Source organism: Pseudosulfitobacter pseudonitzschiae, assembly GCF_002222635.1.
Lineage (GTDB): Bacteria > Pseudomonadota > Alphaproteobacteria > Rhodobacterales > Rhodobacteraceae > Pseudosulfitobacter > Pseudosulfitobacter pseudonitzschiae_A.
In genome coordinates this window covers 1178642-1201611 of the sequence record NZ_CP022415.1, presented here as the reverse complement: position 1 = coordinate 1201611, position 22970 = coordinate 1178642, and the positions used below count along the sequence as shown (strand labels likewise).

The window sequence follows — 22970 nt, the reverse complement described above, 5'->3', positions numbered from 1 at the left end:
TAATGCAACCTTTCCCGTCAACCAAACGGCACCGTGCGGAAACCCACACACCATCCTGTACCGCATGTGCGGAAATCCGCACAGGCCTAGCGCCGATAGTCCTCTGCCCGAATCCCGTAGCGGGCCAGTTTGTCGTAGAAGGTTTTGCGCGGCAATTTCAGGGCGGATGCCGCCGCACTTGCATGTCCGTTCTGCCGCCCCAGTGCCGCGATCAACAGCGCACGTTCGACCCGCGCCAATTGCTCGCTCAGCCCCAGTTCGGCGGCCTCGGCCATGTCTTCGGGCATACCCAGCACAAAACGCATGGCTGCACTCATCAACGACCGCGCGTTGCCGGGCCAGTCCTGCGCCATCAATGCCGCAAGGTGATCCGTGCTGATCTCGGGTGTGCTCAGGCCTGCCTGTTCGGCCGCTTGTTCGACATAGTGACGAAACAGCACCGGTATATCCTCGGGACGTTCGGACAGGGAGGGAATACGCACCGGCATCATTTCAATCCCGTAATAGAGGTCGGCGTTCAGCAGCCCGTTGTCGACCGCCGCCTGCAAATCCTGCGTGCTGCCCGCGATCAGTCGACACGGCAAACCGCCCTCAAGCGCGCTGGCCAGTGTCATCTGGGTGGCGGCAGGCATCTGGCTGATCTCGTCGATGAACAGGCTGCCGGCCTGCGCCTCTTTAAACGCTTCGCGTAGCGCGTCCGGCTCCAGCCCTGCGCTGGCGCGTTTGACAAAAGGTGCTTTCGAGCGCGGCGAACACAGATGCACCACCTCGGCCACCTTTGACACACCGGTGCCCGGTGCGCCCTGTACCAGCACCTGCGTTTCAACCGCCGCCAACTGGCGCACCCGCGCGCGCAGGGTATGGGCCAGTTCCGACTGACCGAACAACATCCGCTCTGCGGCATCACCGCTGTGGACCAGCGCCCGCAAACGACGGTTTTCCAGCACCAGGGCACGGGTTTTCAGACCGCGTTCAACCGTCGCCAGCAGGTCGGCGGGCGCGCATGGTTTTTCCAGAAACCCGAACGCGCCCTTGGCCATCGCATCCACAGCCGTAGGAATATCTCCCTGCCCGGTCAGCAAGATCACCGGCAGGTCGCGATCCTGAGCCAGCGCATATTGCAACAAATGAAACCCGTCGCGCCCCGGCATCCGCATATCGGACAGGATCACCCCGTCAAAATCAGGTGTGATGTGATCCTTGGCCGCGACGAACGAACCGGCTGCCAGCGGATCAAGGTCCGCCAGCTCCAGCGTCTGCACCACCGCATCACGCACGGCGGCATCATCATCCACCACCAGAACCCGAATGCTCATGCCGCCTCGCTTTCATCCCAAGGGACCAGTTGCACGGTAAAGGCAGCCCCCTCGCCCGTGTTTTCGCCACGTATCTCTCCGCCAAAGCTTTGCACGATGCCATAGGAAATCGACAGCCCCAGCCCCATGCCCTCGGCACCGCCCTGACTTTTGGTGGTATAGAACGGATCAAAGACCTGATCGGGCACGTCGATGCCCGGCCCGGTGTCGCGCACGGTAACCGAAGGCTGCGCGCCATCCTGAACGGTGATGTGCAGCGCACGGACGGGCCTGCCCTCCATCGCGTCGACGGCATTGGTGATCAGGTTCACAAACACCTGACCCAGCCGCACATCGCCGCCACGCACCCAAACGGGTGTCTCGGGCGCCTGCAATGTCGCGGTCACATCCGCCTCGCGCAGACGCGGGCCGGTGATTTCGAACGCACTGCGCAACACTTCGCAAACGTCCACCTGCACGGAAGGTGAGCTTTCCTGCCGTGCAAAGGCGCGCAGATTGCTGATGATGCGCGCCATCCGCTGCGCCATTTCACTGATCCGCGACAGGTTCTCGCGGGCGCGCTCGGGGCGGTTCTTGTCCATAAAGGTCAGACCGTTTTCCGCAAATGACCCGATGGCCATCAGCGGCTGGTTCAACTCGTGGCTGATGCCCGCGCTGAGATGGCCAAGCGCACCCAACTTGCCTGCCTGCACCAGATCGGCCTGCGCACGCGCCAGCGCCGCTTGCGCTTCTTCACGCTCGGCGGCCTCGCGCAGCAATTGCGCGTTGGTTCCAACAAGGGCGGCTGTCCGCTCGGCCACCCGCGCCTCTAGCAGCGCATTGGCCTGCGCCAGAGTGCGCCGCCGCTCGGTCGCGACCAGCAGCAGTGCACCAAAGGCCAGACAAAGCGCGGCAAAGGCCGCCGCCTGCAACAGCGCGATGCGCTGCGCTGGCGCGATGTCGATCAACGCAGCCCCCAGAAAACCGATGACCGGCAAGGGCCGCGTGATGTGCAAAGCTTCGCGCGGCAGATACGGATCCCACATCTGGTGCCAGATGTCATAGCCTGCGGTCGTATGGTAGGTGAACGCGGGTCTGGTGCCGCGCGGTTGGGACAACGCGCCCTGCCCGCCCTGTCGCTGCCAGAACAACAGCTCGGACCGGTTCGAGACAAAAACCACCCCCTGTGCATCGGTCAGAAACACAGCAGGGTTCGACCCGCGCCAGTCGGCCTCGAGCGCATTGACGTCTGCGGCGACGATCACCGCACCGATCACCCGCCCCGTGGTATCGCCAAATATCGGTGCCGCGTGGTAATAGGCGCGCCCCTGCAATGGCGTCCCCACCCCGTGACCGGTGCCCAACGCCCCTTGCATTGCACGCCGTACATAGGCCGTGCTGCCCAGATTCATTCCTCCGGTTCCGTTCGCCGCCGCCCGCACACGACCCGAAAAATCCACCAGAATCACATCCAGCGCCGACGTCTTGTCAGCCACGTCCTGAAACAATGCATTGGCAGGCGCGGCGCCGCCCCCTTCCAATACGGCCCGCACGGCGGGGTGTTCGGACATGAACACCGCCAGTTCGCGATACCGCTGCAATTGCGCAGTCAGCCGGTCCGACGCCAGCGCCAGATCGGACTCGCCCTGCCGCTGCAATCGGTCCAGCGCCTGAACATAGCCATAGCGCCACAAGCCCAAAGCGGCCAAAGCCACCAAGGCGACAAAGCCCAGCACGATCAGATTGCGTTTGCGGATATGTCCGGTCATGCGCCAGAGTTTACCAACGTCAGCCTTGCAAAGACCAGAGCCACGCTATCATCTGCACCCATGATAACACTTGACCAATCCCCGCTTGATCCCGCCTTTGTGCAAGACCCCTACCGATTTTACGACACGGCCCGTGCCACGGGGCCGGTGCTGTACTGGAATGATTATGGCATGTTGGCGGCCTTTGACCACGCCACAGTCCATGCGCTGTTGCGCGACAAACGGCTGGGCCGCGAAATACCGGACGAGTTGCGGATGCCGGTGCCGGACCATCTGACGGACTTTTACGCAGTCGAAGAACATTCGATGCTGGAACACGAACCGCCCCGCCACACCGAACTGCGCGGGCTGGTGCTGCGTGCGTTCACGTCGCGCCGGATTGCGGGGCTGCAAGGCGACATCGAAGAGATTTGCGCGGACCTGATTGCCAGATTTCCCCGCGATGCCGATTTCGACCTGATCCCCGCCTATTGCACCGAAGTGCCGGTGCGGGTGATTGCGCGTTTGCTGGGTGTCCCCGAAGAGATGGGCCCAGACCTGTTGCGCTGGTCCTCGGCGATGGTGGCGATGTATCAGGCGGGCCGGGACCGTGCGATCGAGGATGCGGCCAACACCGCCGCGCGCGAATTTTCCGACTTTTTGCGCGGCTATATCGACGCGCGCCGCGATGATCCGCGTGATGATCTGATCACCCGGCTGATCGCCGCCGAAGAAGACGGCCAGAAACTCAGCACCAACAGCCTGATTGGCACCTGCGTGCTGCTGCTGAATGCGGGCCACGAGGCGACGGTACATTCGCTGGGCAACGCCGTGCATTGCCTGCTGCAAAACAGCGTGCCCGCGATCACTCCGCAAGTTGTCGAAGAGGTTCTGCGCTTTGACCCGCCGCTGCACATGTTCACGCGCTACGCCTATGAGCAGGTCACAGTTGGCGACCAGACGCTTTCTCCCGGCGATCAGGTGGCACTGATGCTGGGCGCTGCGGGGCGTGATCCGGCGGTCTATACCGCCCCCGACCGCTTTGACCCCGACCGCAAGGCGACGGCGCATCTGGCCTTTGGCGGGGGAATGCATTTTTGCGTGGGTGCACCGCTGGCGCGGTTGGAAATGCAGGTGGCGCTGACAGCGCTGTTCGACGCCTGCCCCGACCTGCACGAGGCTGACGCGCCGCGCTACGCCGACAGCTTCCACTTTCACAAGCTGGAACAGCTGATGGTCCGCCTATAGCGGTAGCATCGTGGTCGATTTGATTTCTTCCATCGACAACAGCGCCGTGACGTTGTGGACCTTCACCTCGGAAATCAGCGCCTGATAGAACACGTCATAGGCGCGGGCGTTCTTCACCCGCACCTTCAGGATATAGTCGATGTCGCCCGCCAGCCTGTGCGCCTCTTGCACTTCCGCGCGGTCTTTCAGTGCCTTTAGAAACCGCGCCTGCCAAGCGGCGTCATGTTCGGATGTGCGGATCAGCACGAAAAAGCACGCCTCGAACCCCAGCGCGTCGGCATCCAGAAAAACCGTGTGCTGACCGATCACGCCACCATCACGCAATTTGCGAATCCGGTTCCAGACAGGTGTCTTGGAACTGCCGACTGCTTTGGCAATTTCGTCCAGTGACTGGCTGGCATCGCGTTGCAGTTCTGCCAAAATCTTCCGGTCTGTATCGTCGATGCGAACAGTCATTCGCGCATTCCTCTCATGTCAGTACGGGTGTTCCTCTTGCACCGCAGTACAGAACGTATGTCCTTATCTGCGCGAGCATATGGCGTCACAGGGGGAATATTTCCTATATATACACTCAAGTCAACGAAGCACGGGATCGCAGCGCCATGAACCATTTTCCGATCTTTCTGGCCACCGAGGGCCGCAGCATCGTCCTTTCGGGCGGTGGCGAAGCCGCATTGGCCAAGCTGCGCCTGCTGATGAAATCGCAGGCTGCGATCACCGTGTTCGCCGCCCGTGCCGACGCGCAGATCGAAATATGGGCGTCCCAAGGCAAGCTGACGCTGGTGCGCCGCGCCTTGCAGGCCGGTGACGCGCGCAATGCTGCGCTGTTCTATGCCGCCGACGAAGACGAGGCCGAAGACGCGCGCACCGCCGCCATCGCCAAGGCCGACGGCGCGCTGGTCAACATCGTCGACAACCTGCACGACAGCGAATTCATCACCCCCGCCATCGTCGACCGCGATCCCGTGACAGTCGCCATCGGCACCGAAGGGGCAGCCCCCGTGCTGGCCCGCGCGATCAAGGCCGATCTGGAAGAACGCCTGCCCACCACTCTGGGCACACTGGCCCGCATCGGCAAAGCCTTTCGCGGTGCCGCCGACGCCCTGCCCTTTGGACGCCCGCGCCGCGATTTCTGGCGCGATTATTACTTTACCGCAGGCCCCCGCGCGATGGCAGCGGGAGAAGACGCCGTGCGCCCCGCGTTGGATGACCTGCTGGAAACCCATCTGGCCCGCACTGCCCGCGAAGGCCACGTGGCCTTTGTCGGTGCCGGCCCCGGTGACCCCGAACTGCTGACGCTCAAGGCCCGCCGCGCATTGGACGAGGCCGACGTGGTCATTCACGACCGCCTGATCAGCCCCGAAATCCTGGAACTGGCCCGCCGCGAGGCGGTGATGGTCGACGCTGGCAAAGAGGGCTTTGGCCCATCGATGTCCCAAGATGACATCAACGCGCTGATCGTCGAACACGCCCGCACCGGCGCGCAGGTGGTGCGCCTGAAATCGGGTGATGCCACCGTTTTTGGCCGTCTGGACGAAGAGATCGACGCCGTGACCGACGCGCAAATCGGCTGGCATATCGTACCCGGTATCACCTCGGCCTCTGCCGCCGTGGCCGCCATCGGTCAAAGCCTGACCAAGCGCAACCGCAACTCTTCGGTGCGGTTTCTGACGGGCCACGACATGAAAGGCTTTGCTGATCACGACTGGGCCGCACTGGCCCGGACCGGCGAGGTTGCCGCGATTTATATGGGCAAGAAATCCGCCCGCTTCATTCAGGGTCGCCTGATAATGCACGGTGCCGACCGCGCCACACCGGTGACCGTGATCGAAAACGCCTCGCGCCCCGAACAGCGGATCATCGGCACCACGCTGGCCTGTCTGCCGCAAACCCTGACAGATGCCTACATGACCGGCCCCGCCCTGATGTTCTATGGTCTCGCTCCGCGCGCGGCCGCAGCCCAACCCATCGCCCAAATTCTGCAAGAGGCCCTGTGATGCCCAAACCGTACACACCCAAAGTCGTAACTGCCAACCACCTTCTGGCGGGCGACGTGATCTATCAAACCCGTGACGGCTGGAGCCGCCAACTGGCCGATGCCGAAGTGCTGACCGACGAAGCCCACGCCGACCTGCGGCTGATCGAAGCCGCACAGCAAACCGGCGAAGTCGTTGGCGCCTATCTGGCCGATGTGGACACGTCGAACGGTGCGCCCGCGCCCGCCCACTTTCGCGAAGCCTTTCGCGCCAAAGGCCCCTCCAACTATGCCCACGGCAAACAAACCGAGGTGAACTGATGTATTCCTATACCGATTTCGACGCCGCATTCGTCGCCGAACGCAACCGCCAGTTCCGCGCGCAGGTCGAGCGCCGCGTTGACGGCAGCCTGACCGAGGACGAGTTCAAGCCGCTGCGCCTGATGAACGGTCTTTATTTGCAATTGCACGCCTATATGCTGCGCGTGGCTATCCCCTATGGCACGCTCTCCAGCCGCCAGATGGACCAGCTCGCCTATCTGGCCGAGAAATGGGACAAGGGCTATGGCCACTTCACCACGCGCCAGAACATCCAGTACAACTGGCCCGAACTGCGCGATGTGCCCGACATGCTGGACGCCTTGGCCGAGGTGCAGATGCACGCGATCCAGACATCCGGCAACACCATCCGCAACGTGACCGCAGACCACTTTGCCGGTGCCGCCGCGGACGAGGTCGCAGACCCGCGCCCGGTGGCCGAACTGGTGCGCCAGTGGTCCACTGATCACCCCGAATTCCAGTCCATGCCGCGCAAGTTCAAGGTTGCGGTGACCGGCGCGGAAAACGACCGCGCCGTGATCCGCGCCCATGACATCGGCCTGCGCATCGTCGAACGTGACGGCGTGATCGGCTATGAGGTCCTGGTGGGCGGCGGTCTGGGCCGCACGCCGATGATCGGCAAGGTCATCCACGACTTCCTGCCCGAAGAAGACCTGCTGCCCTATCTGGAAAGCGTCGTCAGCGTCTGGAACCAGATCGGTCGTCGCGACAACAAGTACAAGTCCCGCATCAAGATCACCGTCCACGAGGTCGGTCTGGAAGAGATCCGCCGTCTCGTCGAAGAACGTTTCGCGCTGGTCAAACCGATGTTCGCAGGCGTCGATCAGGATCACTTTGCCCGCATCAAGGCACAGTTCGAAGCCCCTGATTTTGCGCATAAATCCGTTGGTCCGTTCAATCAGGCCTATAACGATGATCCGGTGTTTCGTGCTTGGGCAGACACCAACCTGACCGCGCACCGCGCCGAAGGCTATTCCATCGTGTCGATCTCGCTGAAAGCGCATGGCGCCACGCCGGGCGATGCCACCGCCGGGCAGATGCGCGTGATGGCCGATCTGGCCCGCCAGTACGGCCATGATGAATTGCGTATCAGCCACGAGCAGAACGTGATCCTGCCCCATGTCCACCGCGCCGACCTGCCCGCAATCCATGCAAAGTTGAAGGAACACGGACTGGCCACGGCCAACATCAACCTGATCTCGGACATTATCGCCTGCCCCGGCATGGATTATTGCGCGCTGGCCACCGCCCGTTCGATCCCGATCGCTCAGGAAATCGCCACCCGCTTTGACGACATCAAGCTGGAACACGACATCGGCGAGCTGAAGATCAAGATTTCGGGCTGCATCAACGCCTGTGGCCACCACCATGTCGGGCACATCGGCATTCTGGGGCTCGACCGTGCGGGCGTGGAAAACTATCAGATCACGCTGGGCGGCGACCACACGCAAACCGCCGCTATCGGTGAACGCGCAGGCCCCGGCTTTTCCGCCGATGCCATCGTGCCCGCCATCGAACGTCTGGTCGATGCCTATCTGGATCACCGCGCCGACCGCTCGGAGACCTTCCTGCAAACCTATCGCCGCCTCGGTATGGCACCCTTCAAGTCCGCCCTGTACCCCGAAGCCAAATCCGTCGCGGCCGAGTAAGCACAAGTGAAACCCATGCTTCATCTTGCCCAAGAAACTCTCCCCGAAGGGCCGGTTCCCACAGACCTGCACCTTCAGGCAGAGGCGCTGAACAACCGGTTGCGCCATCACGGCGCGACCGACGTGCTGCGTGCCGCGGTGAACGAGATCGAGGGGCTGGCCCTCGTCTCGAGCTTCGGCGCGGAATCGGTTGTGCTGCTGCACCTGCTGGCGATGGTGGACCCGTCGGTTCCGGTGCTGTTCATCGACACCGAAATGCTGTTCACCGAAACGCTGGTCTACCAACAAGAGGTTGCCGAACGGCTGCGCCTGAAAGACCTGCGCATCATCCGTGCTGCGGACAGCGAGGTGTCGTTCGAAGATCCCGACGGCACCTTGCACCAGTTCGATACCGATGCCTGCTGCGCTCTGCGCAAGACGCGCCCGCTGCAAAAGGCGCTTGCAGGGCACGGCGGCTGGATCACGGGGCGCAAGCGTTATCAGTCGGGCCAACGCGCCCAGCTGGAGTTTTTCGAGGTCGAAGACGCCCCCACAGGTGCCCGCATCAAGGTCAATCCACTGGCCCGGTGGACACCCGAAGACGTGCGTGAATACATGATCGAAAACCGCCTGCCCCGTCACCCGCTGGTGGCGCAGGGCTATCCGTCCATCGGCTGTGCGCCCTGCACCTCGCCCGTGGCCGAAGGCGAAGACCCCCGCGCCGGACGGTGGCGGAATTCACAAAAGGACGAATGCGGCATTCACTTTGTCGATGGCAAAATGGTTCGCACAGGAGCACAACAATGAGCATTATCGTGACCGACACGGGCTTTGGCCCCGACACATGGGAACAGGGCTATACCACATTCGGCGAGGCCACCAATGATGTGGCCGCGCTGGATGTGCCCAGCGACGTCAACCCCGCCGACATCACCCTGTCGTCCAGCCTGAAGATGGTGCGCATCGACTTTCCCTCGTCGCATGACGGGCGCGGCTTTACCATCGCGCGGATGTTGCGGCTGCGTGGCTACACGGGCCGTCTGCGCGCGCGCGGTCATGTGATCGCCGACCAATACGCGATGGCGCGCCGCTGTGGCTTTGACGAGGTCGAAATCAGCCAGACGCTGGCCGCCCGCCAGCCCGAGGACCAATGGCTGTTTCGTGCAGACTGGCAGGCCCATGATTATCAGGCCCGCCTGCGCGGCCAGACCAACGCGGCCATCTGACACCTTTCGCCCGAATATCCTTCCCGTTACTACAAGGCACGCAAGACCAAATCTTGTGTGAAAGTGAACAAATGACCGAGCAAACACCCGTGAACCAAGTTGCTGCCATCAAGGCCCCGACCCTGCCCGATGCCCAGACCGTCACCTCGGTGACCCACTGGACCGACCGCCTGTTTTCCTTCCGGGTGACGCGCCCTGCGTCGCTGCGGTTCCGGTCGGGCGAGTTTGTGATGATCGGCCTGATGGGCGACCCGCACCCCGAAACCGGCAAGCAAAAGCCGCTGTTGCGCGCCTATTCCATCGCATCCCCCGCATGGGACGATGAATTGGAGTTCTATTCGATCAAGGTGCAGGACGGCCCGCTGACTTCGAAGCTGCAACATATTCAGGTCGGCGACGAGATCATCCTGCGCCCCAAGCCCGTCGGAACGCTGGTGCATGACGCGCTCTTGCCCGGCAAACGGCTGTGGTTCTTCTCCACCGGCACCGGGTTTGCGCCCTTTGCGTCGCTGCTGCGCGAACCGGATACATACGAAAAATACGACGAGGTGATCATCACCCACACCTGCCGCGATGTGGCCGAACTGGCCTATGGCGCCAAGCTGATCGAAGACCTCAAGGCCGACGAGCTGATGCAAGAGCTGATCGGGCCCGAAAATCTGGCCAAGATCCGCTATTACCCGACCACCACGCGTGAACAAAGCCCCAAGATGGGCCGCATCACCACCCTGTTGGAAGACGGCACCGTGTTTGCCGATCTGGGCGTACCTGAGATCACGGCAGACACCGACCGCGCGATGGTTTGTGGGTCGCTGGCGTTCAACAAGGATATTCAGGCACTCCTCGAAGGCTATGGCCTGAAAGAAGGTGCCAACAGCGAACCGGGTCACTATGTGATCGAAAAGGCGTTTGTGGGCGACGGGGTCTAACTTCGAACCCGTCGGGCAGCCGTTCGATACCCGGACATAAAAAAAACCGCGCCCTGTCCGGGGCGCGGTTTTCTGTTTTCTGCGATACAGCGAGTGGCTTACATGCCCATCGCTTCGCGGATTTTCGCCAACATAAGCTCCAGCGCTTCGGGGTTGTCGCGAGCTTTTTCCAGACCGCTGGTCAGCAGCTGTTTCTCCACAGCACCCAGATCCGAACCCTCGATCATCGCGCTGACCTTGTCATAGTCAAAGCCCTCGGCGGTCAGCAGGTCCGCCATTGATCCGGTTTCAGCCGACGCTTCCGCAGTCACATCAACGCTTTCGGCTGTACCTTCGGTGCCTTCGGCAACGGCGGTTGTGGTGTCATTCGACGCATCCGCAGTTGTGTCAGCCGGTTCTGCGGCATCTTCGGTTACAACTTCTTCGGTCGCAGGTGCCGCATCTTCGGTAGCAGTTGCTGCTTCACTTGCCGCATCCTCGGTCGCAGTCGCTGCATCGCTTGCCGCTTCACTTGCCGTATCAGCCGCATCCGACGCCGCTTCGCTTGCTGCCGCAGCCGCGTCACTTGCGGTTTCGGCGATTGCTTCCGACGCCTGCTCGGCTGTATCCGCAGCCGCTTCGCCAGCAGCATCAACTGCGTTGGCCACAGCGCCTTCGGTGGCCTCGACCGCAGCACCCACAGAATCCGATGCGCTGTCCAGCGCTTCGGGTGCATTCACGGCATCTGCCGCTTCGGTCGCAACTTCTTGAATGCTGCGGCCAGACCACAACAAATACGCACCAAGCGCCACCGCAGCAGCCACAACAATCCACAACAGATTTTTCATAACAAAGTCCCCTTCACAGTATTCAAGCCGGTGTTCACACACCGCATTGTTCCTTCACCTTTCAGATGCGCACTGTTTTGCACAGGTGCAAGGGGAAATTCGACCATTTCGGACCCTCCGAGCCGTTTTGCGCCTTGAATGAAGACAGGGCTGCGTCTAGTTTGACACCTTGAAAATATTGCAATGATCAAAGGACCTTCATCATCGCTCGCAGACCACATAACGCGCCGCCGCAACGTGACACCGGCCCGCGCATCAATGAAAAAATCCGTTCGAACGAAATCCGCCTGATTGGCGCAGAGGGCGAGAACGTCGGTGTTGTGACACCGGCCCGCGCAATGGCTATGGCCGAAGAGGCCGGCTTGGACCTGGTCGAGATTTCGCCCAATGCCGTGCCGCCTGTGTGCAAGATCATGGATTTCGGCAAGTTCAAATATGAGCAGCAAAAGCGCGAGAGCGAAGCCCGCAAGAAGCAAAAGATCATCGAGATCAAAGAGGTCAAGTTTCGTCCCAACACGGACACCAATGACTATGACGTCAAGATGCGCAACGTGTTCAAATTTCTGGAAAACGGCGACAAGGTAAAGATCACCCTGCGCTTTCGGGGCCGTGAAATGGCACACCAGAATCTGGGTCGCGAGCTGTTGGAACGTGTCGCCGAAGACACCAAAGAAGTCGGCAAGATCGAGAACTTTCCCAAGATGGAAGGCCGCCAGATGGTCATGCTGATCGGGCCGGTCGCCTCCAAAGGCTGAAACCCCCGACATTCCCATGTAAAAGGGCGCTGCTTCTCGGCAGCGCCCTTTTTCGTCTGATTTGGCTGCGGTCTTAGCGCAGCAGCGAAGTCACATTGCGCACGGCAGCGCGGCGGTTGGCGCGCTCGGCCAGTTGGGTGCGAATCTTCAGCGTGCTTTCCCCATAACCTTGGGTCACAAGGTTTTCCGGCGGCACGTCGAAATACTCGGTCAACGCAAGGGCCACGGTTTCCGCACGACGGTCTGACAGCGCCAGATTATAGGCATCGTTGCCCACGGCGTCCGTGTGACCTTCGATCAGGAAAATCGCACTTGGATCACGCTCGATCGCATCCACGATCGCGCCGCCCACCTCTGCCAGCTCTTCTGCTTGGCTGGTGCGAATGGCCGCTGATCCTGTGTCGAACGTCACGCTGTTCAGTTCGATTGTTGGCACCAGTTCACGCACGGCACGAATTTCACGCACCTGACTCAGCGAGAATGTCCGGCCAGCGGTGTTTTCCTGCCCGGCAGACAGCGCAGAGCGCAGTGCCGCCACATCAGCCGAGTCGGCAGACGTGGTTGTACGGGTGTTGCGCGATTCCAAAAAGGACACAGCCACCGGTTCCACATCGACCGTATCGTCGATCAGGGTGATCTCGGTCCCGTCGGTGCGGCGCAAGAAGCGTTCGACCACGGTGCCGTCAGCAGAGGAAATGGTCACAACCTGACTGCCATCCTGACGGGTGACAGTGGTGCGGGTGGACCCGTCGTTAAAGCTTTCGGTGCGCACATCCGAGCCGGGCTGACGCAGCAACTCGTTGTCGTTTTTCAACACGCGCAGATCGCCGTCACGGCGCACAACCACACGGTCGCCCGAATTTGACACAACTTCATCGCCATTGCTCAACACCTTGCCGACAACCACGGCACCCAGCCCCAAAAGCAACGCTTTTTCAAACTTGCTCAGACCACCGCTGTCTTGCTCGATGGCCGCCTCGGCGTTGGCTTTGGTGTCGAACTCCTCATCGCTTGAACGGCTGGTGGACTCGGTCACGGTTTCGGTCACGACGTCCTCCGCTTCGGCGTCTTCCTGCGCGGCACGCGCCTCTTTACGGGCCGCCTGACGTTCTTCCTGACGCGCGGCACGACGCTCCGCGATGCGGGCTTCCTCGGCGATTTCCTCTTCGGTCATCTCGGCCTGTGCCTCTTCCGCAGCTTCGGCGTCTACATCGGCATCTGCTTGCGTATCAGTCGCGGTGGTATCGGTGGTCGCAGCTTCAGCCTCTGCTTCTATCGCCTCCTCGGCACGCTCTGCATTGGCATCAGCCTCGACATCTGCGGTCGCCTCAGCGTCGGCGTCGGCGTCGGCGGTCGCTTCAGCTTCGGCGTCTGCGGTCGCAGCACCAGTGTCGGCAGCGGCAGCTTCGGTGTCTGCGGTGACATCAGCTTCGTCATCTGCGGTCGCATCAGCCTCGGCGTCTGCGGTGGCATCAGCTTCGGCGTCTGCGGTCGCATCAGCCTCAACATCTGCGGTCGCAGCATCAGTGTCGGCAGCGGCAGCTTCGGCGTCTGCGGTGGCATCAGCTTCGTCGTCTGTAGAGGCGTCAACCTCGGCGTCTGCGGTGGCATCAGATTCGGCGTCTAGGGTGGCATCAGCCTCGACGTCTGCGGTCGCAGCGTCGGCAGCGGCAGCTTCAGCTTCAGCGGTCGCAGCGGCGGCTTCGGCGGTCGCAGCGGCAGCATCTGCTTCAGCTTTCAGCTTCGCTTCGCTATCAGCCGTCGCAGCGGCAGCCGCTTCTGCGGCTTTCTCGGCTTTGCGCTCGGCCTTACGGGCTTTTTTGGCGGCCTTGGTCGCTTCGTCATCAGCTGCGTCGATCTCGTCAGAGACATCCACATCGGCAGACACATCTGCATTCGCACCCAGCTTCATCAGCGGGTTGCTTTGCGTTTCATCTTGGGTTGTCGTTTGCGAATATCCGGGAACAGGCACAACCAAAGCCGTGCACAGCACCATCGCAGTCGTACGTTTAAGAATAGATGTCATGATTATGACCTTTCTTTGTGCATTCAAACATTTCAACGCTCTGCCTCTCAACGCGAGGCATCAGTGTTGCGTTCCCAAGAAAGGTGGGGGCAAGCGCCCTTGTTATACAATATCAGCGCGATAAAGCCCTGTTTCCCATATAAAAAAGGCCCCCGCCATCGGCGAAGGCCCGCTCATTACACCACGCAAGTGATCAGCCTGCCGCAGCGACCGCCCGCTTGGCCATAACGCCCACCAGATGAGCACGATAAGCCGCCGTGCCATGCAGGTCGCTGATCATGTCGTCACTGGGCAGCGTCAGCCCGTCCAGCGCATCTGCGGCAAAGTTCGCCGCCAATGCAGCCTCTGCTTCGGACCAGCGGAACACACCGTTGTTCGACGCCCCTGTTACCGCCACACGCACACCGTCCGCGTATCTGGCCACGAACACCGCAACCAAAGGGAACCGCGACGCAGGCTGCGCAATTTTGGCATAGGCCGAGGCTTGCGGGATCGGAAAGCGCACTTCGGTGATGATCTCGCCCTCTTCCAGGGCTGTGGTAAACATCCCCTGAAAATAGCCATCCGCCGCAATCTCGCGGGTGTTGGTGACAATCGTCGCCCCTGACCCAAGTGCTGCCGCCGGATAGCAGGCAGACGGGTCATTATTGGCCAGTGATCCGCCGATAGTGCCACGGTTGCGCACCGCAGGATCGCCGATACCGCCCGCCAGAGCAGCCAGCCCCGGATAGGCCCCCGCCGCCTCTTCCGCCACGACCCGGTGCGTGGTCCCGCCACCGATCACGACGCTGTCACCGCTTTTCGTCACGCCCTTCATGTCGGCGATGCCGGTCAGGCTGACCAGCCGCGACGGGCTCGCCAACCGCTGTTTCAGCGTGGGGATCAGCGTTTGCCCGCCCCCCAGCGCCTGCGCATCCTCATCGGCCAGCGCCTTTACAGCTTCGTCGACCGTTGTCGGTTTCACAAAATCAAAGTTGTACATATTCCGCGTCCTTTCCGTACAGCCATCAGACCGGCCTTGCCCGTATCTTTTGGCCAAAAATATCTCGGGGGTCCGGGGGCAGCGCCCCCGAAACCACCCATCGGCTCTATTGCATCGCCGCCCAAACACGCGACGGCGACAGCGGCATATCGATGTGCGTCACATCCTTGCCCGCCGAACGCAGCGCATTGACCACAGCCCCGACAACCGCTGGCGGCGATCCGATCGCCCCCGCCTCGCCGCAGCCTTTCACACCCAACGGGTTGTGCGTACACGGAGTCTGGCACGAATGATCCACGTCGAAAAACGGCATGTCATAGGCGCGCGGCATCGCGTAATCCATATAGGACGCGCTCAGCAGCTGGCCGTTCTCGTCATAGGCGCAGTTCTCCAGCAATGCCTGCCCGATCCCCTGTGCAATGCCGCCATGCACCTGACCCGACACGATCATCGGGTTGATGATATTGCCAAAATCATCTGCCGCTGCAAAACGTTCGATGGTCACCTGTCCAGTGTCGCGGTCAACTTCGACCTCGCAGGCATAGGCGCCCGAAGGATAGGTAAAGTTCGACGGGTCGTAAAACGCCGTCTCCTCCAGACCCGGTTCGATATCCTCCAGCGGATAGTTGTGCGGCACGTAGGCGGCCAGCGTCACATCGCCCCAAGCGACCGATTTGTCGGTGCCGGCCACGCTGAACGCGCCGTCCTTCAACTCGATATCGTTTTCCGAGGCCTCCAGCAGGTGGCTGGCGATCTTCTTGGCCTTGGCGATAATCTTTTCGGTTGCCCGCACCATCGCCGATCCGCCCACCGCGATAGAGCGTGAGCCATAGGTGCCCATGCCCATCGGCGTGTTGGCAGTGTCGCCATGCACGATCTCGATCATGCTCTCGTCGATGCCGATCATCTCTGCAATCACCTGTGGGAACGCGGTCTCATGACCCTGCCCGTGGCTGTGGCTGCCCGTCATCACGACCAGACCGCCGGTGGCATTGACGCGCACCGTTGCACTTTCAAACAAACCCGCCCGTGCGCCCAACTGCCCGACAAGGTTCGACGGCGCGATACCGCAGGCCTCGATATAGCAGTTGACACCCAAGCCGCGCAGCTTGCCGCGCGCTTCGCTTGCCTTGCGACGCGCGTCGAAACCGGCCAGATCGGCAATCTCGGTCAGCTTGTCCATCGTCGCCACATAATCGCCGGTGTCATATTCCACCGCTACAGGCGTGGCATAGGGGAACTCGGTGATAAAGTTCTGACGGCGCAGCGCGACCGCATCCACCCCCAGTTCGATCGCGGCCTTATCGATGACACGCTCCAACTGGAATGTCGCCTCGGGTCGACCTGCGCCACGATAGGCATCGACTGGCACCGTGTTGGTGAACACCGCTTTGACATTCACATAGATCAGTGGTGTGCGGTAGTTGCCCGCCATCAGCGTGCCATGCAGCCATGTGGGCACCGACGGCGCAAAGGTGCTGAGATAAGCGCCCATATTCGCATGTGTGTCGGTGCGCAGCGCGGTAAAATTGTTGTCCGCATCCAGCGCCAGCTGGATTGTCGTCACATGGTCGCGCCCGTGGGCGTCCGACATGAACGCTTCTGACCGGCTCGATGTCCATTTGACCGGACGGTTGCACGCCTTGGCCGCGAAAGTCACAAAAGCTTCTTCCTGATAATGGAAGATCTTGGTGCCAAAGCCGCCGCCCACATCGGGTGCCACCACGCGCAGCTTGTGCTCGGGAATGCCCAGCACAAATGCACCCATCAACAGACGGATCACATGGGGGTTCTGGCTGGTGGTATAAAGCGTGTGGTCGCCGGTGCCGCGGGCAAAGTCGCCCACCGCCACGCGCGGCTCCATCGGGTTGGCCACCAGACGGTTGTTGCGCAACTCCAGCGTGGTCACATGGGCCGCGTTCTGAAACGCCTCTTCGACCGCGGCCTTGTTCTCCTCGACAAAACCCCAGTCATAGCACAGGTTGCCGGGCAACTCGTCATGCACCTTGGGCGCATCCGCCTTCAACGCGGCCTTCATGTCCACCACGGCGGGCAGTTCCGAAATATCCACGTCAATCGCTTCGGCCGCGTCACGCGCCTGTTCCAGCGTCTCGGCCACGACGGCGGCAATCGGTTCGCCCACATGGCGCACCTTGCCCGTCGCCAAAATCGGATGCCCCGGTTCCTGCATCGGATCGCCGTGCTTGTCGGTCACCTGCCAGCCGCAGGGCATTCCGCCCACGCCTTCGAAATCTTTCGATGTAAAAACCTTCACAACACCCGGCATCCCTTCAGCCGCTGCAGTGTCGATGCTGTTGATCGTTCCGTGTGCAATATCCGACCGCAGAAAAAACACATGTGCCTGTCCGCGCAGATTGATGTCGTCGGTATAATTGCCTTCACCGGTCAGAAACCGGACGTCCTCGCGCCGTTTTGAGCTGGCGCCGATGCCTCCGTCTTTTGGCATAATTTAGTCCTCCCTAAATGCGACCCTCTCCCACGCCCCCTGTTTCTTTTGGCGTTCAATATCCCGGGGGCTTGGGGGCTGGCCCCCAATTGATTTCAGATTATTCAGCGGCGATGGCACTGACATCCTGACCGGATGCCGCGAGGATCGCTTTGACAATGTTGTGATAGCCCGTGCAGCGGCAAATATTCCCCTCCAGATAGTCGCGCACTTCGGTCTCGGTGGGCTTGGGGTTGTCTTTCAACAGCGCCGCCGCACTCATCACCATGCCGGGGGTGCAGAACCCGCATTGCAAACCGTGGTGGTCCTGAAACGCCTGCTGGATCACGTTCAGCGATCCGTCGGCGTTGGCCTGCCCTTCGATGGTGTTGACCTGCGCGCCATCGGCTTCCAGCGCCAGCATGGTGCAGGATTTTACCGCCTGACCATCCACATGCACGACACAGGCGCCGCACTGGCTGGTGTCACAGCCCACGTGGGTGCCGGTCAGCCCTTGAGCGTCGCGCAAGAATTGCGCCAGAAGTGTCCGACCCTCGACGTCGCCGGACGCCGCCTTGCCGTTCACGGTCATGTTGACCTGTGTCATGATGTTCTCCCTGTTCAACTCTCCATTGAAGGAAGTTAAGCACGCGGCCTGCGTTTTGAAAACTGCAAACTACGCAGCAATGTTCACAATGCGCTAACGGAACGGGTCAGGATTTGGGTGTAACGCGCGGGCGCGGACGTGTGGGGATCTCCTTGAGCAGGCCTCCGACGCCCATCGCGGAAATATCGCTCTGATCCAGATCCAGACCACAGACCAGCCGTTCCAGCACCCAATCCGCGCCATTCAGTGCGGGCGAGCGTGCACAACCGGGCAATCCAATCACGGGTTTGACGCCGATTCGCCCGAAGAACAGCAGGTTACCGGGATCGACCGGCATGCCAAAGGCCGCCACCTGCCCCCCCGCCACGCGCAGCGCTTGCGGCGCCACATCGTCCGGGTCCGAAGTGGCCGAAGCGGTCAGCACCAGCACAAACGCGCCTTCAGCCCTTTCGATCGCCGCGGCCAATGCTTGGGGAGTGTGATCGCAGATCACCCTGTCTGTCAGGGTCATATTCAACCGCGCCAACCGTCCGGCCATCGCGTCACGCCCCTTGGCCGCAGGCGCAGACCCGCCCACCTGACTTTCAATCAGCGTGGCAGTGGCATAGCGCGGCGGCGCGATGCGCAACGCCGCACGGCCCGCCGCAGCGGCTTGCGCCAGAGCTGCGCGCGGCACGCCATATGCAATGATCTTGATCGTGGCGACCATGCCGCCATCGTCACAGCGGTGATATTGCGGCACCGTAGCAAGGGTAATCATCGGATGCACCGCATTCAGCGCATCAATTGCCGTCACATCCATCACCGCCACACCGGGTGTCGTCGCATAAAGGTTCACCCGCCCCGCACCGGCCCCCGAGATACGCAGACCCTGCCGATCTGCGTCGGGCACCAGCGACTGCGCCAGTTCCAATGCGGCGGCGTTCTCTTCAACGTCGTCCCCGCCCAGTTGGGCGACCACCACATGATCGCGCCCCGCTGCGGCCAGATCGCGCAGGTGATCGGCAGTCAGAACCGTGCCCTTGGCAATACGGTGTGGCTGGCCGTCTTTCAGCGCGGGCATAGAATGGGCAAGGATCGCCCCTTCTGCCTCGTCCAATGGCACCTCGCCAAAGATCATGCGCCGCGCCTCAGTGCCCGTACCATCTGTGCCAGGATCGACACCGCGATCTCGGGCGGGCTGGCCGCGCCGATATCCAACCCCACGGGGCCGTGAATACGGTCGATCGCCGCTGCGTCAAAACCTGCAGCATCCAACCGCGCCACGCGGGACGCATGGGTGCGTTTCGACCCCAAAGCGCCGATATAGAACGCCTTGGAGTTCAGCGCACGGTGCAACGCGGGATCGTCCAGTTTCGGATCGTGGGTCAGCAGCACCAGCGCCGTGCGCGCATCCAGCCCCACAGCGTCCAGCGCTTCGTCGGGCCAGTCGTCCAATATCGTTTCGCCGGGAAAGCGTGCCTGCGACCCGAAAGCCCCGCGCGGGTCGATCACCACCGGATCATAGCCCGCAATCCGCGCCATCGGCAGCAGCGCTTGCGCGATATGCACCGCCCCCACCACGATCAGCCGCAAGGGCGGGTTGTGGATGTGAACAAATGTGGTCCCGTCATCTTCAACGCCCGAACGGTCCATTGCAAAGCGGGTGTCATAGCCATCGCTGACGACCGCGCGCGACCAGTCGGCCGTGTTCACCACATAGGCCACCTGCCTGCGCGCCGCGCGTGCATCGACGATCTGTTCCAGCAACCGGGCGTCCAGCGCGCTGCCCACGGGTTCCACCAAGATGCGGATTGTACCGCCACAAGCCAGCCCAACGGCAAAGGCATCGCCGTCGCTGACCCCGTATTCCAGCAGCCGCGGCGCGCCTTCGGCCAGCGCGTCCTGCGCTTCCAGCACCACGGCCCCTTCAACGCAGCCCCCCGAAACCGAACCCATCATTTCGCCGTCGCCCGACACCACCAGCATCGCGCCGGTACGACGTGGCGCGCTGCCCCAAGTCTCGACCACCGTGGCCAATGCGGCACCCCGACCCGCGCGGTGCCATTCCAGCGCCAGCTCCGGTGCGTTTTCAAAGATATCCATGCTCATTCTCCTTGAGGCCCGCGATCTGCCAGCAGCGCACACGCCTCTTTTCACCTCAAGGTAGGCAGCGCGCGCCGCCCCCGCAAGCTTAGTCGCTTGCACAGCACCCCTATGGCCCCTAAATCTAGATAGAACATCACGATCACACTGGAGTGCCGCACATGGCCATTCAAGCCAAGGATATCGAAGACCTGATCCGGTCGTCCTTTCCTGACGCCAAGATCACGATCACCGACCTTGCGGGGGACGGCAACCACTATGCCGCCGAGGTGATTGACGCATCTTTCAAAGGCCAGAACCGCGTGCAGCAGCAACGCGCCGTCTATGCCGCCCTCAAGGGCAAGATGGACGGCAACAACGGCGAATTGCACGCGCTGGCCCTGACCACCAAAGCGCCGGAGTAGCCCGTATGGAGTTCACCCTCATCATCGTTCTAAGCGGCGCGGTGCTGCTGTTTGCGGTGCTGCGGGCGGCCCAGTCGATCCGGCACCACAAAGACAGCGAACGCGGCTCTGATCCCGGCACGGGCTATCACGAGATCGAAGCCAACTATCACTCTGGCGGGGCCGGTGGCGGCCATTCTTACACCTTCAAGGTGCCGCGCGACCCGCAGGAATATGCAAAAACCTTTGTACCAAGGAAAAAACGCAAATGACCGACGCAACAAAACAAATCAAAGACACCGTGACCAGCAACGACGTTGTGCTGTTCATGAAGGGCACAAAGTCCATGCCGCAATGCGGTTTCTCCAGCCGTGTGGCGGGGGTGCTGAACTATATGGGCGTGGAATTTACCGATGTGAACGTGCTGGCCGATGATGGCATACGTCAGGGCATCAAGGACTATTCCGACTGGCCCACCATCCCCCAGCTTTACGTCAAAGGCGAATTCGTCGGCGGCTGTGACATCATCACCGAAATGACCCTGTCGGGCGAGTTGGACACATTGTTCGAACAGAACGGCGTGACCTATGACAAGGATGCCGCCGAAAAGATCCGCGAAGCCAACGGCTGAGGCACTTGCACCGCATGTCTTGAGGGCCAGCACTGCGCTGGCCCTTTTGCGTTGTAGTTCGGATTTTATGGCCGTCTTGCCTGTCTCCCCGCCTGCACCCCGACTGTGCGGTGTCAAATGTCGGGCAAAACGGGCCGTCCCTCCAGATCGCATCTGCGCAGGGCAAAACAGTTGCTTGTACTTAATGCAGCGAAGGTCTGGGAGGAGGCCAACGTGACTGCGCCACACGAGGGCAGCGCACGACTGAAAAAGCGCATCGCAACTTAGGTAGATGCCGTTGTATCTCACCGCTTCGGGGAGCGGATAATGAATGGTGATTACAGTTCAAAGCACCCGCTATGGGGCAGGTGTTCGCCCTACGAACACCAAGAGGTCGGTGGCACGGCGTGCCTTGATTTCGGGCGGAGTGTTGGAGGGCGAGGTTCGCACCGCCGCCGTTCGAGTCAATTGGGCAAGCGTCACGCCTGACAAAAAGTGTCATGCGTGACGGCTGTGAGCCCAAGTTGACCAATGCTACTCTATAGAGGAATGGCGGCTTGCCGTAGGTCTAAGATAACCAACATTGACGGGATTCTAGTGAACATGTCACCATATCGAATGTTTAAGCTCGCAATAATGTTTTCCATCTTGTTCGCAGGTGTCGGGCGCGCCGACGAGGATGCCGTCGCAAAGTATCGTGACTATCTGCCCGGACATCTTCTCACATTATCCGAGGATGAACGGCGCAGTTCAGTCCCGATGATGTTCAGCGGCGCAGCTAACCTGGTGGCGTCGCCTGCCGGCGATCTTGTCATGCAGGCCAACTTGAACTCGCTGATGTATGACGGTTTTGCTGATTATGATGGTGCAAAACGGGCCTTTCAGGCGGATTTAGGCGAGGAACCCACGGGCACGCTGACCGTTTGGCAGATTCATTTGCTCGGATACCGCGCTTCGCGTGTGAACATGACTAGTGTCAGTTTTTTCCCGTTCGACTTCGGTGGAACGATGACCGAAAACTGGGCTTCCGTGAAAGGCACGGTTGAGATCATCGACGACAAGATCGCCTATCCGATCAATCACGTCGAAATTGAATGCAGTCGCAACGAAGGCAAGTGTGAGTATCGCCAAATCGCGCTGACGCTGCCTGACGAAAACTCGTGGGTGCAGTCCTACCATGTCGGAGAAATCGCGGACGAAATATATTGGATCACACGATGGGAAGGGCAACTCATCGATGCCGTTCCGTTGAACAACAGCGCGTGCCGAACCAATCAACTTAGCCTCAACTTCGACACGCAAGAGTTCTTCGAGGTCGCCCGAAACAACACGGTGGGAGAATGCGAAACCATGCTCGGCTCGACGCTCCCGCTCCTAGAAAAACCGCGTGTGTCGAGGATTGTCGATGGGCGCGAAATCGTCAGTGCTGAGTTTGAGGCGATCAGCGAAGAAACACTTACGTTCTTTTCAAGTTCGTTTCGTAGTCGTGTCGAGGAATTTGTTTCCAAGGCAGGGGGAGACTAGGCCTTACACGATCGCCAAAGCGGACGTTGTGTAGCCAACCTGCAACGGCAACTAAGTCCGCACACCCGCCATTAAGCAGATGCACAGCATCCGTCTGCGGATAATCAAAATCCGTTGGCGTTCGGGGGCGAATTGTTTGATCCGTCAAAACCTGAACACCAACCTGCTTGAGTTCGTCGGCTGCCGATAGGCAGATATGCGCGGCGTTCGACACGCGGGGGGCGTATTGCGACGTGCCAGACAATCGGACAGGGTGTTCTGCCATCAACAACCACACCAAGACAACTTGAACCATCACCGTAGGAGATCAACGCAAGCCATTGATACTATAATATTT

The 22970-nt window shown here is 61.1% G+C and carries 22 protein-coding genes; 12 read left to right on the top strand and 10 right to left on the bottom strand.

The genetic code is table 11. The features are described 5' to 3' along the window. Positions 1–86: 86 nt before the first annotated feature. Positions 87–1316, bottom strand: coding sequence for a sigma-54-dependent transcriptional regulator (locus SULPSESMR1_RS05755; RefSeq protein WP_089419955.1), 1230 nt, complete (start codon positions 1314–1316; stop codon positions 87–89). Further along, positions 1313–3064 (bottom strand): sensor histidine kinase, encoded by a 1752-nt coding sequence (locus SULPSESMR1_RS05750; RefSeq protein ID WP_198362858.1) that lies wholly within the window; start codon positions 3062–3064, stop codon positions 1313–1315. The genes SULPSESMR1_RS05755 and SULPSESMR1_RS05750 overlap by 4 nt, the downstream gene beginning before the upstream one ends. Before the next feature lie 60 nt (positions 3065–3124). On the opposite strand from SULPSESMR1_RS05750, the gene SULPSESMR1_RS05745 reads away from it, so the two are divergent. Continuing rightward, complete coding sequence (locus SULPSESMR1_RS05745) at positions 3125–4291, top strand: cytochrome P450 (protein ID WP_089419954.1); 1167 nt, start codon at positions 3125–3127, stop codon at positions 4289–4291. On the opposite strand, the gene SULPSESMR1_RS05740 is transcribed toward SULPSESMR1_RS05745, so the two are convergent. Continuing rightward, positions 4286–4747: an Lrp/AsnC family transcriptional regulator gene (locus SULPSESMR1_RS05740; RefSeq protein WP_089419953.1), complete on the bottom strand. Its 462-nt coding sequence runs from the start codon at positions 4745–4747 to the stop codon at positions 4286–4288. The two genes, SULPSESMR1_RS05745 and SULPSESMR1_RS05740, sit on opposite strands and share 6 nt — an antisense overlap. Positions 4748–4893: 146 nt before the next feature. Here SULPSESMR1_RS05740 and cysG point away from each other — a divergent pair, with 146 nt between their 5' ends. The 6 genes from cysG to SULPSESMR1_RS05710 all read left to right on the top strand — a co-directional run bounded on the left by cysG (position 4894) and on the right by SULPSESMR1_RS05710 (position 10388). Further along, on the top strand, positions 4894–6288 hold the full coding sequence (gene cysG / locus SULPSESMR1_RS05735) for a siroheme synthase CysG (RefSeq protein ID WP_089419952.1): 1395 nt from the start codon (positions 4894–4896) through the stop codon (positions 6286–6288). Then, entirely contained in the window at positions 6288–6587 is a 300-nt protein-coding gene (locus SULPSESMR1_RS05730; RefSeq protein ID WP_089419951.1) for a DUF2849 domain-containing protein, read from the top strand. Before cysG ends, SULPSESMR1_RS05730 begins: the two co-directional genes overlap by 1 nt. Next, the gene (locus SULPSESMR1_RS05725) at positions 6587–8254 is read left to right on the top strand and encodes a nitrite/sulfite reductase (protein WP_089419950.1); all 1668 of its coding nucleotides are present in this window, start codon (positions 6587–6589) and stop codon (positions 8252–8254) included. The genes SULPSESMR1_RS05730 and SULPSESMR1_RS05725 overlap by 1 nt, the downstream gene beginning before the upstream one ends. A 15-nt stretch (positions 8255–8269) precedes the next feature. Beyond that, complete coding sequence (locus tag SULPSESMR1_RS05720; RefSeq protein WP_089419949.1) at positions 8270–9040, top strand: phosphoadenylyl-sulfate reductase; 771 nt, start codon at positions 8270–8272, stop codon at positions 9038–9040. Further along, positions 9037–9459 carry a DUF934 domain-containing protein gene (locus SULPSESMR1_RS05715; RefSeq protein WP_089419948.1) on the top strand — a complete coding sequence of 141 codons (423 nt, stop codon included), beginning with the start codon at positions 9037–9039 and terminating at the stop codon, positions 9457–9459. Before SULPSESMR1_RS05720 ends, SULPSESMR1_RS05715 begins: the two co-directional genes overlap by 4 nt. A gap of 71 nt (positions 9460–9530) precedes the next feature. Continuing rightward, positions 9531–10388, top strand: coding sequence for a ferredoxin--NADP reductase (locus tag SULPSESMR1_RS05710; RefSeq protein ID WP_089419947.1), 858 nt, complete (start codon positions 9531–9533; stop codon positions 10386–10388). A gap of 98 nt (positions 10389–10486) precedes the next feature. Here the strand turns inward: SULPSESMR1_RS05710 and SULPSESMR1_RS05705 are convergent, their stop codons facing one another. After that, positions 10487–11215, bottom strand: a complete 729-nt coding sequence (locus tag SULPSESMR1_RS05705) for a hypothetical protein (protein WP_089419946.1) — start codon at positions 11213–11215, stop codon at positions 10487–10489. Between the two features lie 200 nt (positions 11216–11415). Between SULPSESMR1_RS05705 and infC the strand changes: the two genes are divergently transcribed. After that, complete coding sequence (gene infC / locus SULPSESMR1_RS05700) at positions 11416–11970, top strand: translation initiation factor IF-3 (RefSeq protein ID WP_434223017.1); 555 nt, start codon at positions 11416–11418, stop codon at positions 11968–11970. A gap of 73 nt (positions 11971–12043) precedes the next feature. On the opposite strand, the gene SULPSESMR1_RS05695 is transcribed toward infC, so the two are convergent. The 6 genes from SULPSESMR1_RS05695 to SULPSESMR1_RS05670 all read right to left on the bottom strand — a co-directional run bounded on the left by SULPSESMR1_RS05695 (position 12044) and on the right by SULPSESMR1_RS05670 (position 20116). Beyond that, positions 12044–13996: an OmpA family protein gene (locus tag SULPSESMR1_RS05695; RefSeq protein WP_240311252.1), complete on the bottom strand. Its 1953-nt coding sequence runs from the start codon at positions 13994–13996 to the stop codon at positions 12044–12046. 193 nt (positions 13997–14189) lie between these two features. Then, positions 14190–14978 carry an FAD binding domain-containing protein gene (locus tag SULPSESMR1_RS05690; RefSeq protein ID WP_089419944.1) on the bottom strand — a complete coding sequence of 263 codons (789 nt, stop codon included), beginning with the start codon at positions 14976–14978 and terminating at the stop codon, positions 14190–14192. Between the two features lie 106 nt (positions 14979–15084). Next, the gene (locus SULPSESMR1_RS05685) at positions 15085–17445 is read right to left on the bottom strand and encodes a xanthine dehydrogenase family protein molybdopterin-binding subunit (RefSeq protein ID WP_089419943.1); all 2361 of its coding nucleotides are present in this window, start codon (positions 17443–17445) and stop codon (positions 15085–15087) included. A 100-nt stretch (positions 17446–17545) separates the two neighbouring features. Beyond that, positions 17546–18031 (bottom strand): (2Fe-2S)-binding protein, encoded by a 486-nt coding sequence (locus SULPSESMR1_RS05680; RefSeq protein ID WP_089419942.1) that lies wholly within the window; start codon positions 18029–18031, stop codon positions 17546–17548. Between the two features lie 106 nt (positions 18032–18137). Beyond that, entirely contained in the window at positions 18138–19151 is a 1014-nt protein-coding gene (locus SULPSESMR1_RS05675) for a molybdopterin-binding protein (RefSeq protein WP_089419941.1), read from the bottom strand. Beyond that, positions 19148–20116, bottom strand: coding sequence for an XdhC family protein (locus SULPSESMR1_RS05670; protein WP_089419940.1), 969 nt, complete (start codon positions 20114–20116; stop codon positions 19148–19150). The genes SULPSESMR1_RS05675 and SULPSESMR1_RS05670 overlap by 4 nt, the downstream gene beginning before the upstream one ends. A gap of 161 nt (positions 20117–20277) precedes the next feature. Here SULPSESMR1_RS05670 and SULPSESMR1_RS05665 point away from each other — a divergent pair, with 161 nt between their 5' ends. From SULPSESMR1_RS05665 to SULPSESMR1_RS05650, 4 genes are all read left to right on the top strand, one after another. Further along, positions 20278–20520 carry a BolA/IbaG family iron-sulfur metabolism protein gene (locus SULPSESMR1_RS05665; RefSeq protein ID WP_089419939.1) on the top strand — a complete coding sequence of 81 codons (243 nt, stop codon included), beginning with the start codon at positions 20278–20280 and terminating at the stop codon, positions 20518–20520. Positions 20521–20525: 5 nt separating this feature from the next. After that, positions 20526–20771, top strand: coding sequence for a hypothetical protein (locus tag SULPSESMR1_RS05660; protein ID WP_089419938.1), 246 nt, complete (start codon positions 20526–20528; stop codon positions 20769–20771). After that, complete coding sequence (gene grxD / locus SULPSESMR1_RS05655) at positions 20768–21130, top strand: Grx4 family monothiol glutaredoxin (RefSeq protein WP_089419937.1); 363 nt, start codon at positions 20768–20770, stop codon at positions 21128–21130. The genes SULPSESMR1_RS05660 and grxD overlap by 4 nt, the downstream gene beginning before the upstream one ends. A gap of 615 nt (positions 21131–21745) precedes the next feature. Next, positions 21746–22633 carry a hypothetical protein gene (locus SULPSESMR1_RS05650; protein ID WP_089419936.1) on the top strand — a complete coding sequence of 296 codons (888 nt, stop codon included), beginning with the start codon at positions 21746–21748 and terminating at the stop codon, positions 22631–22633. The last annotated feature ends 337 nt before the right edge of the window (positions 22634–22970 follow it).